General features: G+C 42.4%; 16 protein-coding genes and 1 pseudogene. 10 read left to right on the top strand and 7 right to left on the bottom strand.

Features of this window, described 5'->3' with window-relative positions; all coding sequences use genetic code 11:
- Positions 1-25: 25 nt before the first annotated feature.
- The 3 genes from ICL16_RS33235 to ICL16_RS33225 form a co-directional block, all read right to left on the bottom strand.
- Positions 26-784 (bottom strand): ABC transporter ATP-binding protein, encoded by a 759-nt coding sequence (locus ICL16_RS33235; protein ID WP_202895833.1) that lies wholly within the window; start codon positions 782-784, stop codon positions 26-28.
- An 83-nt stretch (positions 785-867) separates the two neighbouring features.
- Positions 868-2,085 carry an ABC transporter permease gene (locus ICL16_RS33230; protein ID WP_190835836.1) on the bottom strand — a complete coding sequence of 406 codons (1,218 nt, stop codon included), beginning with the start codon at positions 2,083-2,085 and terminating at the stop codon, positions 868-870.
- On the bottom strand, positions 2,082-3,551 hold the full coding sequence (locus tag ICL16_RS33225) for an efflux RND transporter periplasmic adaptor subunit (RefSeq protein WP_190835835.1): 1,470 nt from the start codon (positions 3,549-3,551) through the stop codon (positions 2,082-2,084). Before ICL16_RS33225 ends, ICL16_RS33230 begins: the two co-directional genes overlap by 4 nt.
- A gap of 526 nt (positions 3,552-4,077) precedes the next feature.
- Here ICL16_RS33225 and ICL16_RS33220 point away from each other — a divergent pair.
- The 7 genes and pseudogenes from ICL16_RS33220 to ICL16_RS46280 all read left to right on the top strand — a co-directional run bounded on the left by ICL16_RS33220 (position 4,078) and on the right by ICL16_RS46280 (position 8,788).
- Positions 4,078-4,491 (top strand): hypothetical protein, encoded by a 414-nt coding sequence (locus ICL16_RS33220; protein WP_190835834.1) that lies wholly within the window; start codon positions 4,078-4,080, stop codon positions 4,489-4,491.
- Positions 4,492-4,520: 29 nt separating this feature from the next.
- The gene (locus tag ICL16_RS33215; protein WP_190835833.1) at positions 4,521-5,552 is read left to right on the top strand and encodes an NADP-dependent oxidoreductase; all 1,032 of its coding nucleotides are present in this window, start codon (positions 4,521-4,523) and stop codon (positions 5,550-5,552) included.
- Between the two features lie 72 nt (positions 5,553-5,624).
- A pseudogene (locus tag ICL16_RS33210) lies at positions 5,625-5,933 on the top strand (molecular chaperone DnaK); the annotation flags it as partial.
- A 111-nt stretch (positions 5,934-6,044) separates the two neighbouring features.
- A complete protein-coding gene (locus ICL16_RS33205) occupies positions 6,045-6,446 on the top strand; it encodes a Coq4 family protein (RefSeq protein ID WP_273039895.1) in 402 nt (133 codons plus the stop codon).
- A 45-nt stretch (positions 6,447-6,491) separates the two neighbouring features.
- Entirely contained in the window at positions 6,492-7,943 is a 1,452-nt protein-coding gene (locus ICL16_RS33200; RefSeq protein WP_190835832.1) for an FAD-binding domain-containing protein, read from the top strand.
- A gap of 27 nt (positions 7,944-7,970) precedes the next feature.
- Positions 7,971-8,408 (top strand): class I SAM-dependent methyltransferase, encoded by a 438-nt coding sequence (locus ICL16_RS46285; protein WP_238361066.1) that lies wholly within the window; start codon positions 7,971-7,973, stop codon positions 8,406-8,408.
- Complete coding sequence (locus tag ICL16_RS46280) at positions 8,375-8,788, top strand: hypothetical protein (protein WP_238361065.1); 414 nt, start codon at positions 8,375-8,377, stop codon at positions 8,786-8,788. Before ICL16_RS46285 ends, ICL16_RS46280 begins: the two co-directional genes overlap by 34 nt.
- Before the next feature lie 9 nt (positions 8,789-8,797).
- Here ICL16_RS46280 and ICL16_RS33190 read toward each other — a convergent pair whose 3' ends face one another.
- Positions 8,798-9,574, bottom strand: a complete 777-nt coding sequence (locus ICL16_RS33190; RefSeq protein WP_190835831.1) for an SDR family oxidoreductase — start codon at positions 9,572-9,574, stop codon at positions 8,798-8,800.
- A gap of 50 nt (positions 9,575-9,624) precedes the next feature.
- A complete protein-coding gene (locus ICL16_RS33185) occupies positions 9,625-10,248 on the bottom strand; it encodes an NUDIX hydrolase (protein ID WP_190835830.1) in 624 nt (207 codons plus the stop codon).
- 146 nt (positions 10,249-10,394) lie between these two features.
- Between ICL16_RS33185 and ICL16_RS33180 the strand changes: the two genes are divergently transcribed.
- Positions 10,395-10,772, top strand: coding sequence for a GxxExxY protein (locus ICL16_RS33180; protein WP_190835829.1), 378 nt, complete (start codon positions 10,395-10,397; stop codon positions 10,770-10,772).
- 87 nt (positions 10,773-10,859) lie between these two features.
- On the opposite strand, the gene ICL16_RS33175 is transcribed toward ICL16_RS33180, so the two are convergent.
- Together ICL16_RS33175 and ICL16_RS33170 are read right to left on the bottom strand one after the other, a co-directional pair.
- Positions 10,860-11,315 carry a cupin domain-containing protein gene (locus ICL16_RS33175; protein ID WP_190835828.1) on the bottom strand — a complete coding sequence of 152 codons (456 nt, stop codon included), beginning with the start codon at positions 11,313-11,315 and terminating at the stop codon, positions 10,860-10,862.
- Positions 11,315-12,109 (bottom strand): cysteine hydrolase family protein, encoded by a 795-nt coding sequence (locus tag ICL16_RS33170; protein ID WP_190835827.1) that lies wholly within the window; start codon positions 12,107-12,109, stop codon positions 11,315-11,317. Before ICL16_RS33170 ends, ICL16_RS33175 begins: the two co-directional genes overlap by 1 nt.
- Before the next feature lie 127 nt (positions 12,110-12,236).
- Here ICL16_RS33170 and ICL16_RS33165 point away from each other — a divergent pair, with 127 nt between their 5' ends.
- Positions 12,237-13,655 carry an amidohydrolase family protein gene (locus ICL16_RS33165; RefSeq protein ID WP_190835826.1) on the top strand — a complete coding sequence of 473 codons (1,419 nt, stop codon included), beginning with the start codon at positions 12,237-12,239 and terminating at the stop codon, positions 13,653-13,655.
- Positions 13,656-14,022: 367 nt separating this feature from the next.
- On the top strand, positions 14,023-15,408 hold the full coding sequence (locus ICL16_RS33160; RefSeq protein ID WP_190835825.1) for a hypothetical protein: 1,386 nt from the start codon (positions 14,023-14,025) through the stop codon (positions 15,406-15,408).
- The last annotated feature ends 20 nt before the right edge of the window (positions 15,409-15,428 follow it).

The raw sequence follows: 15,428 nt of genomic DNA, 5'->3' as shown, positions 1-15,428 counted from the left end.
TAGCCATTAGCTATTAGCTTTCTAATCACGTAGCAACACTACTCAAATCAGCAGGTGTCAGGTGGGAGTGTACAACTTCACCATCGCGAAACCAAACAATACGCTGAGTTTGACGAGCAACTTCTGGTTCATGAGTTACCATGACAACAGTGATACCACTAGCATTCAATTCACCAAAAATATCCAACACTTCTTGGGTTGTGCGTGAGTCGAGTGCGCCGGTGGGTTCATCGGCTAGAAGTAAAACGGGGCGGTTGACAATAGCGCGGGCAATAGCCACCCGTTGCTGCTGCCCACCGGAAAGTTGATTTGGTTTGTTATTCAGCCGTTTTTCCAATCCTACTCGTTTGAGTGCTACCTCTGCCCTGTCGCGTCTTTCTTTCGGATTCACACTAGCATAAACCATCGGCAGCATCACATTTTCTAGCGCTGAAAGCTGGGGTAATAGGTGGAATTGTTGAAACACAAACCCCAGTTTTTTATTGCGAATGTGGGCTAATTGTGCATCTTCCATCTGCGCCACATCCACGTTATCTAAGTAATAATGTCCTGAAGTAGGGCGATCCAAACCACCTATAATGTTCATAGCAGTGGATTTACCAGAACCAGATGGCCCCATAATTGAACAATATTCCCCTTGCTCCACCATTAAGTTAACATTGTTCAGCGCCCTCACTTCAGTTTCGCCACTACCGTAAATTTTAGAGATGTTTTCTAAGCGAATAATTACTGGCTTTTGAATAGTTGAGAGTGTTGAAGACTGAGTTTTAATTTCATGATTCATAATGTCTTAATTCCTGTTTAAGATTATTATTAATAACCTTTAAAAAATTAATCTTAATAGGATTGCAAGAAATGATAAACTGATTACGCACTTCTCAACGCTACAATCGGATCGAGTTTAGCAGCACGACGTGCGGGAACAACACCAAAGAATAAACCAATACCGCCAGAAACGCTCACAGCTGTTGCAATTGCAATGGGAGAAATTGCTGCTTTGAGAGGAGTCAGCGCTGAAACTAGCATAACACCGCTTACACCAATAACTGTACCAACTAAGCCACCTGCTGCTGAAACAATTACTGCTTCAATTACGAACTGTAAGAGAATATCTTGCTCGGTAGCACCAATGGCTTTGCGCAAACCAATTTCTTGTGTGCGCTCGGTGACGGAAACAAGCATAATGTTCATGATGCCAATGCCGCCGACAAATAGGGAAATACCAGCGATCGCTGCTAACATAATTGTTAAAGCGCCTGTGATTTGACCTACTGTTTGCAGTGCATCTTTCTGACTACGCATGGTAAAGTCGTCTTCGCCTGTAATTTTGTGTCTGAGGCGTAGTAAGTTTGTAATTTGGAATTCTGCTGCGTCTACACTGTTGGTGTTACGAGCTGAGGCTACGATGTAGTCTAAGCCAATTCCGTAAGGAGAATTTCGCCCTACCAATCGATTTGCTGATGTTGTAATTGGCACTAATGCGGCGTTGTCGTAATCTGCTCCAACGCTTGAGCCTTTGGCGATGAGTACGCCAATAATTTGGTAGCTGTTATCCTTAATGCGGAGCTGCTGCCCTACTGGATTTTTTGTCCCGAAAAGTTGTTCTGCTAATTCGGCACCGAGTACGACAACTTGATTGTTGCGCTTCATATCGATGTCGGTGAAAAACCTTCCTTGAGAGGTTTCAAAGTCACGCACTACCAAGAAGCTGGGAGTTGTGCCGATGATATTGACGTTGGTGTTTCTATTCTGGTAGCTGACTACTTGTCTCCTGTTTAATTCAGGGGCAACTCCTACTACTGTTGGTACTTGAGAGGCAATTGCTTCTGCATCTTGTAGTACTAATGTTTTTGGTACTTCAAAAGAGATTCTTTGCGTTTCTCGATTACCTGGTAGTACAAATAGTACGTTTGGTCCTAAAGATTCTAACTGTTTGGTAACGAATTTTTGTCCACCTTCGCCTACGCCAATCATCGCAATTACCGAGGCGTTGCCAATCACAATACCTAGCATTGTCAGGGCGCTGCGGAGTTTATTTGATAGCAGCGTTTTTGCTGCCATTTGCACGCTTTCTACGATGTTCATTTTTGTTGTTGTTGTCGTGCTTTTTCGATTTTGTATTCTGTGGGAGGATTGATAAATACGCGATCGCCTTGTTTTAATCCAGAGACGATCTGAGTTTGGTCTTTAACTTGGGAACCAATTGTCACAGGATGAAACTGGGGTTTATTTTTTGCATCTGGTATCAGCACACCCGTATCACCTTTTTCTGTAACAATAGCTACAGTTGGTACTAACAAGGCGTTGCTAACAGAGTCGCCTAAGAAGGTTAAATCAACATTTAAACCAGAACGAAGCTTATCTGTACCCGTATTAATACTGACTCTTATTTGGAATAATGTTACACCCTCTTCCTTAACAGCTTCAGGAGCAATCAAGCGCACATGACCTTTAAAAACTTGATCTGGATAAGCATCAGAGACAATTTCTACTTGTTGTCCTGGCTTAATTCTACCAATATCAGCTTCGGGAACTTGAGCCAACACTTCCAATCCCCGTGCTAAAGCAACAATTGAGCTTGAGGTTGCTGATGCACTCGAAGAAGCAGAAGTCGTTGGAGCAACAAATGCACCCACGTTGGCGTACTTCTGGGTGACAATTCCGGAAAAGGGAGCGCGGATGTTGGTATCATTTAATTTAACTTGCGCTGACTTCAGTTGAGCCTCGGCGGCAGCCACTGCTGCTTCACGTTGAGCAATTTCCTCTGGGCGGGAACCACTTTCCAATAACCGCAGTGCTGCTCGTGCTTCTTCCACCGCTGCTTGTTTTTGGGCGATGTCTTCCACACGGCTACCACTTTGGATAAGTGACAAGCGTTTCTGTGTTTGTTGTAAATTAGCTTTAGCGCTGTTGTCTTCGCTGATTGCTTGATCCAGTTGTTGTTTATTCTCCGCTCCTTGCTGGTATAAGTATTGGTAACGCTTTACTTGTTCGCTTGTATAAACTACCTTTGCTTGTGCTGCATCTACTTGAGCTTGAGCCTCGGCAATTTCTTGGGGACGATTACCAGTGCGGGCTGCAGCTAATTGCGCTTCGGCTTGAGCTAATCGCGCTTTGGCTTGGGTAATCTCTTGGGGACGGTTTCCAGCACGGGCTTGTGCCAGTTGTGCCTTTGCTTGAGCTAAGTTTGCACGTTGTTGAAGAACTTGTGCTTGAATATCTGCACTATCCATTTGGGCAATGATTTGCCCAAGTTTCACCTTATCTCCCTGCTCAACATTTAACTTTGTCAAAGTTCCAGGGTTTTTTGGGCTAATGTTCACGCTTTGAACTGGTACGACTTTACCACTGGCGGTAATTCGTAGGGTAACGTTCTTAGCTTGTACGGGTACAGTCAGTGCAGCAATATCTTGTTCGCTTGTCCCCCGATTTACCAGTGTATAGGTAGTCGTTGTCCCAGCAACCAAAACACCTGCTGCTAACAGCCCCATAAGCCAGCGTGATGGACTTTTAATTTTACCAATGACGGGAATTTCTAAATATGTAGTCATAATAGATAATGAAGATTGCCTTGTTTGGGTGAGATGGCGTGGGACAGCAAGGGCGGGAATCTGACAAACTCAATTTTTGTTAGGATACTAACAACTAGATAAATAAAAAAGTTTAAGGGTAACTTAATCTTTGTACATACTAACCCTTACCCGTTCACAACTCCTTCACCTGAATGGGTGAGTTTTGCTAGCTATAAGGTTTTGATTCAGATTCAGCAGATCTTAAGTCACTGATCATCTCATTGTATCATTAGTTGCAATAATTTTTCTGTATTAATACTACAGGAGAGCAGAATTAATCGACTAGAGGCGATCGCATGACTAGAGGGTGATTTTATTCTCCCCGAATTCGCCGCCTAGAACTAAAGTTCACCCGCTTATAGCTCAAGTCGGTTAAAACCGACTAAATGGTTGATCTTATTCCGTTTCAACGGAATAGGCGCTATGAGCCATGTACTTAAGTACATGGTCATGGTATTCGGGTATAGAATGAAGTAGACTAAGAGCGATTGAGGAGTTAATCGAAATGGGTATTAATTGTGCAATTTTGTCTTTCTTCTGTGCTACCATGACATTGGCTATTTTGCCGGGAATTGCTAATTCACAATCACCCATACCTACCACTGAGACAACTGCTCCAGCTAACCCCGCTTCAACACAGGTAAACGAACTTACACCACAACAGCGAGGGGCGGTGTTACAATCTTTACTCAGACAAAGGAATGTACAGATTATTGAAATATTAGATGAAAATCAAAAATCCAAATTTTATGAAGCACTGCGTAAACGTAAGAAGCTAGTTACAGCTCTTGATGAATTAAAATTGACTCCAGAACAGGAAAATCGTGTTAATGCCATCATCGGTGAGTATAACGCTAAAGTACAAGCTGTTAAAAGTGGACAACCGCCACAATCCACGCCAAGGACAACAGCACCATAAGCAGCAGCGATCGCACAGAGGAAAAAAGAATGAATTCAGGGATAAATAGACAGTTTCGCTTGAAGACTCGCCCTATTGGTGACATCAAGGAAAGCAACTTTGAGTACCGAGAAGAGCCAATTCCTAGCCCCAAAGATGGTGAGGTGCTGGTACGCACCATATATCTTTCTCTAGATCCTACTAATCGTATTTGGATGAGCGACATACCACAGTATATGGCGGCAGTTGAAATTGGGCAAGTTATGCGTGGTGTTGTTATAGGTGTGGTAGAAGAGTCGAAAAATCCCAATTTTCAACCAAGGGATCTGGTTTCTGGTATGCTTGGTTGGCAGGATTATGCACTTGCGGAGGGGAACAGTGGTTCTTCTATCACACGACTACCTCACCCTCTACCCGCCCCACTCACCGCATTTACCGGACCACTTGGAGCTACTGGTTGCACCGCCTACTTTGGACTTTTAGACATAGGACAGCCAAAAGCAGGAGAAACTGTAGTTGTATCAGCAGCATCAGGAGCAGTTGGTTCTGTTGTTGGACAAATTGCTAAGATTAGGGGCTGCCGTGTAGTTGGTATAACTGGCAGTGATGAAAAATGCCATTGGCTTTTGGACGAGCTTGGCTTTGATGCTGCCATCAACTATAAAACGGCTGATTTAGAAACAGCCCTTGCTCAATCATGTCCTAATGGAATTGATGTGTATTTCGATAATGTTGGCGGTTCTATCTTGGATGCTGTTTTAACCCGCGTTAATTTGCACGCACGTATTCCTCTATGTGGTTTGATTTCAACTTATAATGCAACCGAACCTGTTCCGGGACCATTGAATTACAGTCAAATTCTCATGAAGCGTGTACGTGTGGAAGGATTTATTATCCTCGATTATCTTCCGCGCTGGTCCGAAGCCATAGGGGAGATTGGACAATGGCTCAACGAAGGTAAAATTAAGTATGCTCTTGAGATTGTTGAGGGTTTGGAAAATGCTCCATCAGCCATCTTAAAACTATTTGACGGTAACAAAAAGGGAAAATTGGTCGTTAAAGTCTCCGATGAACCTACTTAGTGAGGTTGTGGCATGAACTGCCACTGTGTACCAGAAAGAAAACAGATGATTGGAGGTACAGCTATGAATACTGAGTGGATGGAGAAGCGTCGCAGTACTGAAGCACTAATTTTACAAGCAGAACGGCAATTACGAGAGGTGGCGCTCGATTTTGGGATGCAGTTTGCCCGTCGCCATCGCTTACGGATTGGTAACATTTGCCAAGAACTGCTTTCTAGTTTACAGCAAAACGATGATCTGGGCATTGACCTGACAGTTGCCGACTTGCAAGATGCTTTGTATGACTTAAACCGAGAAATGCGAGCATATTATGCTGAGGACGATGAAGATGACTTGTTAGGTACGATCCGCGATCTGTTTACTAGCAATGATGAGGACGACAATACTGGTGATTCTCCCCCAATTCCAAGTCCACGACGACCAGGACCAAAACCACCGAACAATGACGAAGCTGTGTTGCCACCCATAGACTATTAATTTATAGCCAAAACGTTGGGATATGCCTATGCTCATCATATGCTGGAAAACAATTTGAACCCTTTACAGGCAGGGCAAGTAGAGAATGATTACCAATTTTTAGCAGCGCATCTTACTGAAACGCATGATATTTGGCATATCGTCAGGTGTGATACAAATATTTTGGGAGAAATCCAACTAGAAGCTTTCTATATGGCTCAGTTATATGCTACACGTTTCTGGGTGGCATTGTTAGCGAAAAATCCGATCAAAGCCGTTATTTACGATATTGAGGTTTCGACAAGATATATGGATGCGATCGCATCGGGATGGCTGATGGCAAAACAGGCAGAGCCACTGTTTGGCATTGAATGGAATCAGTTGTGGGAGGAGCCACTGGAGAATGTCCGTGCTTCGTTAAAAATCAAACCTTTGTGAACCTAAAAAAATGCCAAACTATAGATAGAGCAATAGTACATATGTATGCACATTCTTTGGTTTCGGCGGGACTTACGGTTAAATGACAACGAAAGTGTAGCAGGAGCAACTGCCAACAATGCTCCTGTGTTACCATGCTTCATCATTGATCCTTGGTTTTATCAATGGGCGGATGTGGGCAAGGCACGGGTAAGGTTTTTGTTCGAGTCTTTGGAAAACCTGGATCGCAATTTACGCAATGCAGGTAGTCGGCTGTATTTATTTGAAGGTAATTCCGTAAACATCCTGCAAGAACTAACCCGACAGTTAATGCAACTCTTACACACACCCAAGCTTTACTTCAACCGCGATGTACAGGTAGAGTATGGGATTGAACGCGACAAAGCGATCGCCAACTTTTACCAACAACTGAATCTCGATTACCACATCGGTTTAAACAACTTTCTGCAATTGGAGGATAACCGTGAGAATTGGTTTAACGAGTATTACACCTACGTTAGAGAAACTCCTCACCCAACTCCCACTCACATCAACACACCAGAGTTATCCCTTAACCTCCCTCAACTGACTTTTGCCGAACTTAAACAAAAGTACTCCACTTTTTACGAAACTAAGCGGGTGTACTTCAAAGGTGGAGAAACGCAAGGGCAAGCAACTTTAAACTCATTTCTAACTAAAAGATTTAATGGGTATCATTGGAAACTATCACGCCCGTGGTTGGCACAACAGAAAGCAACGTCCCATCTATCGCCTCATCTCACATTTGGTACTGTCTCAGTTAGAACTGTGTACCAACGTACCAAGGCACGAGCAGCAGAAGCTCATGAGCCTAAAGCTGAGTTTTCCTTGAAAGCATTTCGCGATCGCCTGCGTTGGCACGACAGTTTTACCCAACGGTTGTACTTTCATCCCGAAATAGCATACACCAACCATTATCCAGAATTTGATGAGTATTATCGACCGGATGAGTTAACCCAAGAGCAGCAGGAGTTATTTCACGCTTGGTGTGAAGGTATAACTGGTTTCCCAATGGTTGACGCTAGTATGCGGCAACTCAAAACTATGGGCTGGATGAATTTCCGGATGCGAGCGATGTGTGCCACATTTTTGACTATTAATTGTGGTGTCTCTTGGCATCACGGTGCAAGACATTATATGAACTACCTGGTGGATGGTGATTTGGCAATTAATAACTGGCAGTGGCAAATGCAGGCAGGTATTACCAATCCCCTCAGTGATACTTTCCGCATTTATAATCCTAATAAGAATATTGAGGAAAAAGATTCAGATTTGCGCTTCATTTACCATTGGGTAAGAGAGTTACTCGGTTATAGTGTACCTGAAATTCTTCAAGGCAAGTACATTGAGCATGGTTCATACCTACAACCAATTTTAGATTGGTCGAAGACTCGTCTCGTCAACGGTAAAATTGTCTCTGATATCCGCAAACGTGTAAGACAACGGTTACTGATAGAAGGTGGCGAGGAATATGAGTAAGCCTGTATTTTCTCAGATAATAATATCATGCCTAACAGCCAGTACGAACAACAATATAAAACAGAAGTAATTAATTTTTTTAACAGCAGAACAACTTACGATAACGATTACACTATTCGTCGCGCACTTCCTTTACTTGAGCTAATTCAATTAGAAAAGGGACAAAAAGTATTAGATATGGCAACTGGTACAGGTATCATTGCCATTGCTGCTGCGCAAATTGTTGGTGGTAAGGGGAAAGTAATAGGAGTGGATTTTTCTGCGGGAATGCTCGAACAAGCACGACAGAAAATAGAAGTATTAGGCTTACAAAATATTGAACTAATTGAAGCAGATGCAGAATATATAGACTTCAATGATGAAAGTTTTGATGTAATTTTTTGTTCAACAGCAATTGTCTATTTCAGAGACATTCCTGCTACTCTAAGTACATGGTATCGTTACTTAAGAAAGGGGGATTTGTAGGATTTTCTTGTTGCTCTCAGGAATCGTGCGGAGCGCCAATCATCATCAGAACATGTGCCAAACATGGTATTTCACTATCCAGTATTAACGAGCCAACAGGTACTCCGGAAAAATGTCAGAATCTGCTCCAAGAAGCTGGTTTTCAAGACATTGAAGTGAAGTCAGAGCAACTTGGTTTTTATAACAGCCTTGAGCAAGTAAGAGAATGGAATGGAGGATGGTTTCATCCCAAAGAAAATCTCTTGTTGCAGGTTTCATCAGAGCAAATGGAAGAATTGAAAGTAGAGTATAGTAAAGAAATTGAGGCGCGAGCCACTGAACTTGGTGTGTGGTATGAAAATATGACTTTTTTCGTAACTGCAAAGAAAGGTATAAGGTAGCACATACATTCAAGCCCCTCCTCCTGTTGAGTTGATAACTTGTCCAGTAACCCACTGTGCGTCATCTGTTGATAGCCAGCCAATCAGACGAGCAGCGTCCTCCGGTTGTCCCCAACGTCCTTGAGGGTGCGCTGCACGAATTGACTCATACAGTTCGGCGCTCGCATAACCAGTGTCTGTTGCACCAGGATTCACGGTATTCACTGTAATTCCACGCAGAATTAGGTGAGCGGATAAACTGAGCGTGAGTTGATGGAGTGCGCCTTTTGAAGCAACGTAGGCTAGCTCACCAGGCATAGGGTTGAGATGTTGCCCAGAGGTAAGCAGGATCACCCTACCACCAGGACGACCATTATGTTGAGCAGCAAATGCCTGAATCAGCAGTAAAGTTCCGCGCACGTTAACTTGCAAATGCTTGTCAATTTCTGCTGTACTCAGTTCTTCCAAACTTCCCATTGTGCTGTAAGCGTGATTGGCTATCAGAATATCTATATGACCAAAGGTTTGCACAGCAGCATCCATAATTTGGTGCGGCGCATTGGGATCGAGGAGATCCATTTGCGCGTGTGCAATACGAGTACCGTGTTCTTGAAGCTTAGCAACGAGTGTAGGGATTCCATCAGGATCGGCTCCCCAAGGTTGACTGGCATCAAATGGTGAGAAGGAATGAATAAATACGTCCGCACCAAGCATTGCTAGTTGTTGTGCGATCGCAAAGCCGATCCCTTTACGCCGACTGACACCTGTAACAAGGGCAACGCGACTTTTCAAAACTGTTTCGGGCAAGCTACTAACTCCTAATTCCTTGGGAAATGCCTCTTTGTCAAATAAATGAGCTAATCAAAGTCTGTTGAATAATCGGGATTACGGTAATGCTCAAACAATCGGGCAATCTGAGTTGGCACTACTCGCGTCAGAGAAAGTTGTGGAATTTCTTGTTCGCCAAAGAATGCAACTTCTTCAGTTTCAATATTTTCTACAGGAGTTCCACCTAGCAATTGACAATGAAAAAATAGCTTGTAAACATGATGCCGAAATGGTGGATGTCCGTGACGACGATGGTTTCTATCATACACTGCTAACAACTTGACTGCTTTTGTTTGATAGCCAGATTCCTCAAATACCTCTCGCACAACAGCTTCACTTGGTGACTCACCAATATCCACCCATCCTCCAGGCAATGTCCAACAACTATCTTCGCGCTCTTTTACTAGCAATATCTTGTCATCTCGAAACACAACTCCTCTGACATCAACTTTAGGGGTAGCATAACCATCCTCTTTGCTGAACAAATCAAGGATATAACTGTGTTCCATGTTCGAGTAAGTCCCCATTATTTCAGCAGCAATTTGACGTATCTGCTGATCACGCTCAATGTCAAATGGGTTTTCGCTATAAGTGAAACCATTTTGTGCTATTGCCTGCAATTGCTGTGCCCATTCCAGCCATTTGTAATTCATAACTCACTCTTAAAATTACCAAAGTATCCGCACGTCAATATAACGCATTCCGGCTCGTCGAGCAGTCGCACATTTTGAATTACCAAAAGGATTTTAAGCATGAGTTATGGTGGAGGGATTATAAATTTAACCACAGATGGACACAGATGAACACAGATTGGAATACGATAGATAGTCTAACGCAGAGGATTATTGGATGTGCTTATACGGTGAGTAATGTTTTGGGTGCGGGATTTTTGGAAAAGGTGTATGAAAATGCTTTGGCGCATGAGTTGAGAAAGGCAGGTTTGCGGGTAGAACAACAGTACAGGATAGAAATTTTTTATGACGGCATTGTAGTTGGAGAATACTTTGCTGATTTGCTAGTAGAAGGATGTGTGCTGGTGGAACTTAAGGCTGTTAAAACTCTGGATGGAGTTCATTTTGCCCAATGTTTGAACTACCTTAAAGGAAGCAAACTCAACATTTGTCTTCTCATGAACTTTGGTAATCCTAAAGTAGAAATTAAGCGAGTTATTAGATAAATTTAACCACAGATAGACACAGATAAACACAGATAAATCTAGCTCCATCTGTGTTCATCTGTGTTCATCTGTGGTTCTATACATTCTTCAATTTGCCATCAAGGCATCAAACCTCCCCAAAACTGCCATATCTTCTTCATCCAACTCCACTGGTACTCCACGGCGAATTAGTTCCGAAAAGTCTTCATTAGGAATCATAAATGTCAGTGTATACAAGCGAGAGTCACCTGTATTCTTAATCATATGAGTGCCAGTGGGAGGTACTAACAAACTATCTCCTGCTTTAATTGGCATAGTCTTACCGTCACAAACTGCCATTCCTTCCCCCTTAAGCACGAAAAACATTTCTACCGCCCATTGATGGCGATTTGGCGGTGTTTTACCATCAACATCAAAAATTTCCACGCAACAAGTCAAGGAAGTATTAGCACTTGCTGTATCGAATATAATCGCTAAGCGATTTGTGTCATCGGGGCTAATGCGGTATGCTTGATAATCTTGGGGAGATTTAACGACGGGAATCACACAACTAGCGGCACGCATTACGTATTTCCTCCTGGTTGTTCAGATGGATTAAGTGCTGATAAAATTGCTTGTGAATCTGTAACAAAGCCAAAGCACTGATTCACGTTGTACAGTGTTGCTAGCCAACAATAATCAGGAGATGTTGTGGCGGTACAGTCTTTGACTAGCACGCAGTCATATCCTAAGAAGTTAGCATCTTGCAGGGTAGCCATTACACATTGGTCAGCGTTAACACCACTAAAGAATAGTGTGGTCTTTCCTAGATTGTGTAGGATACTATCTAGGGGGGTATCCCAGAAAGCACTCATGCGGTATTTATCTATTCTGATATCTTCGGGTAGTTGTTGGAGTTCGTCTACTACTGCTGCTGCCCAACTACCTGCTTCTAAGACTTTAGCACCATTGCTGGGTAATGGATCTGCTAATCCCACGCCCTCACCTGTGGAATTGTAGACGTGAAGTACATTGGCACTAATGTTAAGTAAGTCGGGACGATTACCCCAATTTATCCATAATATAGGAATATTAACAGCCCGGAGTGCCGGAATTAAGTTTTGCAAAGGTTCAATGGGTTTACGCGCCGGAGTTACATCTACGCCAATATGCGCTAACCAACCATCGGGATGGCAAAAGTCATTTTGCATATCGATAATCAGAATGGCAGCTTTTGCCAAATCGAGGCGCACTTTTTTGGTTTCTGTTGATAAAATAACGGGTTGTGGGGGTTGGGGAGGACGAGTAATATCTGCAAAATCATGATTTACCGCCCAAGCGTTTGGTGCAATACCTAATTGGCGAAGAGGTACATTCATAATGGAAGTTGTTAATTGCTAATTGCTAATTGTTAATTGCTGTTAACTATTAACTATTAGCTCTTACCTACACTATTTTTAACGTAAAAATCTCTCAAGTGTTGCATTATTAATCAAGGTTAAAATTGTGAACTTTATAATCAAGAATGTTTTAATTGCTACTGATGATGATTACACAACTGTAGACGTGCAGGTTGTGGATGGGATCATAACTGCTATAATTAAAGATGGGCAAGATGCCGGGAGCGCAAATCAAGATGGGCGATCGCACACCACGAACGGTGATAAACTACTACTACCAGGATTCTTCAATGCCCACACCCATTCCTCGGAAATGTGGCAACGAGGTGTAATTCCTCCTTTTCCTTTAGAATTGTGGCTGGCTGAACTTTACGATTTTACTCCCTTAGATCCTGAACAAGTTTACCTCACTGCTTTGGGAACTGCGGTAGAAACGCTACTCTCTGGTGGTACAAGTGTAGTAGATCATCTGGTGTTAATTCCTGGTAAAGAGTTGGAAACCATCGCTACCGCTGTGCGTGCATACAGGGAAGTGGGCATTCGCGCTTTTGTCGCACCCCTAATTCAAGATGAATCTCTCACTGCTGGTATTCCATCTGGAGACGCAAAACGAACTCATGAAGCTTATTTTCGCTCAACTGCGGCAACACTGGAACTGATAGAAGAAGCTGTCAGGCAGTTTCATCGCCCAGATGAGGGGGTAAATATTTTAGTTGCTCCCACAGGAATACAATTGTGTTCTGATGCTTTGTTTGAAGGGTGTAATGAGTTAAGCAATCGCTACAATCTCTGTCGGCATTCTCACTTACTCGAAACCAAGGCACAAGAAAAACTAGCACTGGAAAAATACGGTTGTACTGCAGTTGAACATCTTCAGCGTATTGGTTATTTAAGCGATCGCACAACCTTAGCCCATTGTGTTTGGTTGACGCAAGACGATATTACCATACTTGCCGAAACCAAATCTACTGTCGTTCACAACCCCTTAAGCAACTTGCGTTTGGGTAGTGGCATCGCCCCAATTTTAAAATATCGCCAAGCGGGGGTAAACGTAACTTTTGGTTGTGATGGCGCATCTAGCAATGATTCCCAAGATTTACTAGAAGCAATCAAAATTGGTTCTATTCTACACAATGCTACTGACTTAGACTATCAGCATTGGATTACACCCCGACAAGCAGTAGAGATGGCATCTTTAGGAGGTGCAAAGGGACTGAATCTGGCAGAACAACTAGGTTCCCTTACCGTTGGGAAAAAAGCTGACATGGTACTGTATGACCTTACCAGTTTATCACTATTACCGCGTACAGACCCAATTGGTTTGCTAGTTCTCGGTCGTCCCACTAATGTTGTCGATAGTGTATGGGTGAATGGCAAACAGGTAGTTGCTTCGGGGAAAGTAACAACTATTAATGTGGATGAGTTGAGGCAAGAACTATTTAACCACAGTCAGTGGACTGCACAACGCAAATCTCCTACTGTCGCTCAAATTGAAGCTCATTATCGCATGGTAATGGGTTTGTGAGCTTTGATGATTAATGGAGATTTATAACCACAGATGCACACAGATTAACACGGATAATTTATCTGTGTGCATCTGTGTTAACGTGAGTTCGACGAGACTGAATCAGCGCCTCGTTCTGTTTAAAGCTTATTAGTAAGTATAAACTTTAATAAAAATATAGAGATCGCTTAAATATATTTACTAATATACAAATACGGGATTTAAATGTTATACATACTTTCAAGAAAAATAAAAATTTTTAAGCTTTTAAATAACCGTGAATAGTACTAAGTTTTTAATTCGCTCTTTACTAGGCTTCATTTTAACATTGAGTCTAGTTTTTGTTGGGACTATTAGCCATGCTCATAATTCAAATTATGAGATTTGGATGAGTGACCAAGGAAATACTCAAGGAATTACAATTACAAATCCTAAAGGTTCTTATGGTGGTAAAGTCAGAATCTATAACAGCAATGATTTAGAAAAAAATCCACCTATTAACAATCCTTTAGTTTTAGATGTGGCTACTGATTTATTTCCTATGGCTCAACAAACTACAGGAGATAACGTCAACCGAATTCATGGGATTATCCCCGCACCAGATTACAAATATGTGACTCTTAATTTCGTTGCTTCTGGTCATTTAGGGATAGTTGATAGCCAAACAAAAAAACCTATATGTTTATTCCGCACGACTCAAACCAGCACGGGTAGACAGAACCACATGAGTTTTGTTTCTCCTGATGGGTCAAAAATTCTTTTGGCTAACCAAAGCGGAAAAATGCTTGAACGTGTAGACGTAGCCAAAGACAATGAAGGAAAAGTTATCAGCTTTCAATACAATGCCGATGCAAGTTTAGATTTAGTTGGTGGAACAGGTAGGATCTTAAGTCAACCGATTGCCGTAGATGTAAATCCCTACGATGATATCTCTTGTACTAAAACAGGTGTAGTAATAGACGGACAATCGACCATCACACCCAACGGGATAGTTAAACAGGCTGCTAACATTCGCTCTGATAATACGGTTATTTGCCCCATTATTTCGGATAACAGCCAACACGCCTACGCGACATTGGGGGGTGGGGGTATGTTTGTAATTGACATCAATGCTACGCCGATGCAGATTGTAGCGGAGTATGATGTTAATGTGGTTCGATCTGCTGGTTGTGGGGGTCATTCTGTTAACGGCAGTATGTTCCTCAACACAGGTACACCCGCGCCAAACAACAGTGAATTTACTGTATACCAGTTTACTCAGGATTACTTGTTAGCGCCTGAGTTTAATTTGCCTAATCAACCTTTGCCGATCGCTGTTTGGGCTGACCTTGACAACGGTAAAATTTTACCTGGTAACAATCGTGATGCTCATGGCATGGTAGTTACCTTCGATAAATATTTACATCAGTTTGACCGTGTACGTAACAATGTAGAAGTTTTTAGAGTCGATAAAAAACTTGAATATCAAGGAAGTTACAGTCTGAAAAATTCTGGTGTCTGTAAAAGTACTTTAAACGCAGTAACTGAAGATGACCCAACCCCAGATTTAGCGACAAAAGATTTAAAAGACAAGAGAATTTATGTTGCTTTACGTGGTACTCTGCCTCAATCTGTAGCTCATGCAGCGGTAGGAAGCTGTCCGGGATTAGGAATTATTGATGTAAAGAAGAAAAAAGCAGGTCGCCTTACTCACGTTTTACCTACATTCATTGAAAGTGGCGATAATAAAGATAACTTGAGTGACCCTCACGCTGTCATTCTTGTTAAGAATTAACCAATAATATATGACTCCTC

It is taken from the genome of Iningainema tapete BLCC-T55 (assembly GCF_014698965.1).
Taxonomy (GTDB): domain Bacteria; phylum Cyanobacteriota; class Cyanobacteriia; order Cyanobacteriales; family Nostocaceae; genus Iningainema; species Iningainema tapete.
This window is presented reverse-complemented; position numbering and strand designations above follow the sequence as displayed.

Coding starts and splice junctions, on each gene's coding strand:
- ICL16_RS33235 (WP_202895833.1), bottom strand. CDS start 784: ATGAATCATGAAATTAAAACTCAGTCTTCAACACTCTCAACTATTCAA.
- ICL16_RS33230 (WP_190835836.1), bottom strand. CDS start 2,085: ATGAACATCGTAGAAAGCGTGCAAATGGCAGCAAAAACGCTGCTATCA.
- ICL16_RS33225 (WP_190835835.1), bottom strand. CDS start 3,551: ATGACTACATATTTAGAAATTCCCGTCATTGGTAAAATTAAAAGTCCA.
- ICL16_RS33220 (WP_190835834.1), top strand. CDS start 4,078: ATGGGTATTAATTGTGCAATTTTGTCTTTCTTCTGTGCTACCATGACA.
- ICL16_RS33215 (WP_190835833.1), top strand. CDS start 4,521: ATGAATTCAGGGATAAATAGACAGTTTCGCTTGAAGACTCGCCCTATT.
- ICL16_RS33200 (WP_190835832.1), top strand. CDS start 6,492: ATGCACATTCTTTGGTTTCGGCGGGACTTACGGTTAAATGACAACGAA.
- ICL16_RS46285 (WP_238361066.1), top strand. CDS start 7,971: ATGCCTAACAGCCAGTACGAACAACAATATAAAACAGAAGTAATTAAT.
- ICL16_RS46280 (WP_238361065.1), top strand. CDS start 8,375: ATGGTATCGTTACTTAAGAAAGGGGGATTTGTAGGATTTTCTTGTTGC.
- ICL16_RS33185 (WP_190835830.1), bottom strand. CDS start 10,248: ATGAATTACAAATGGCTGGAATGGGCACAGCAATTGCAGGCAATAGCA.
- ICL16_RS33180 (WP_190835829.1), top strand. CDS start 10,395: ATGAACACAGATTGGAATACGATAGATAGTCTAACGCAGAGGATTATT.
- ICL16_RS33175 (WP_190835828.1), bottom strand. CDS start 11,315: ATGCGTGCCGCTAGTTGTGTGATTCCCGTCGTTAAATCTCCCCAAGAT.
- ICL16_RS33170 (WP_190835827.1), bottom strand. CDS start 12,109: ATGAATGTACCTCTTCGCCAATTAGGTATTGCACCAAACGCTTGGGCG.
- ICL16_RS33160 (WP_190835825.1), top strand. CDS start 14,023: ATGAGTGACCAAGGAAATACTCAAGGAATTACAATTACAAATCCTAAA.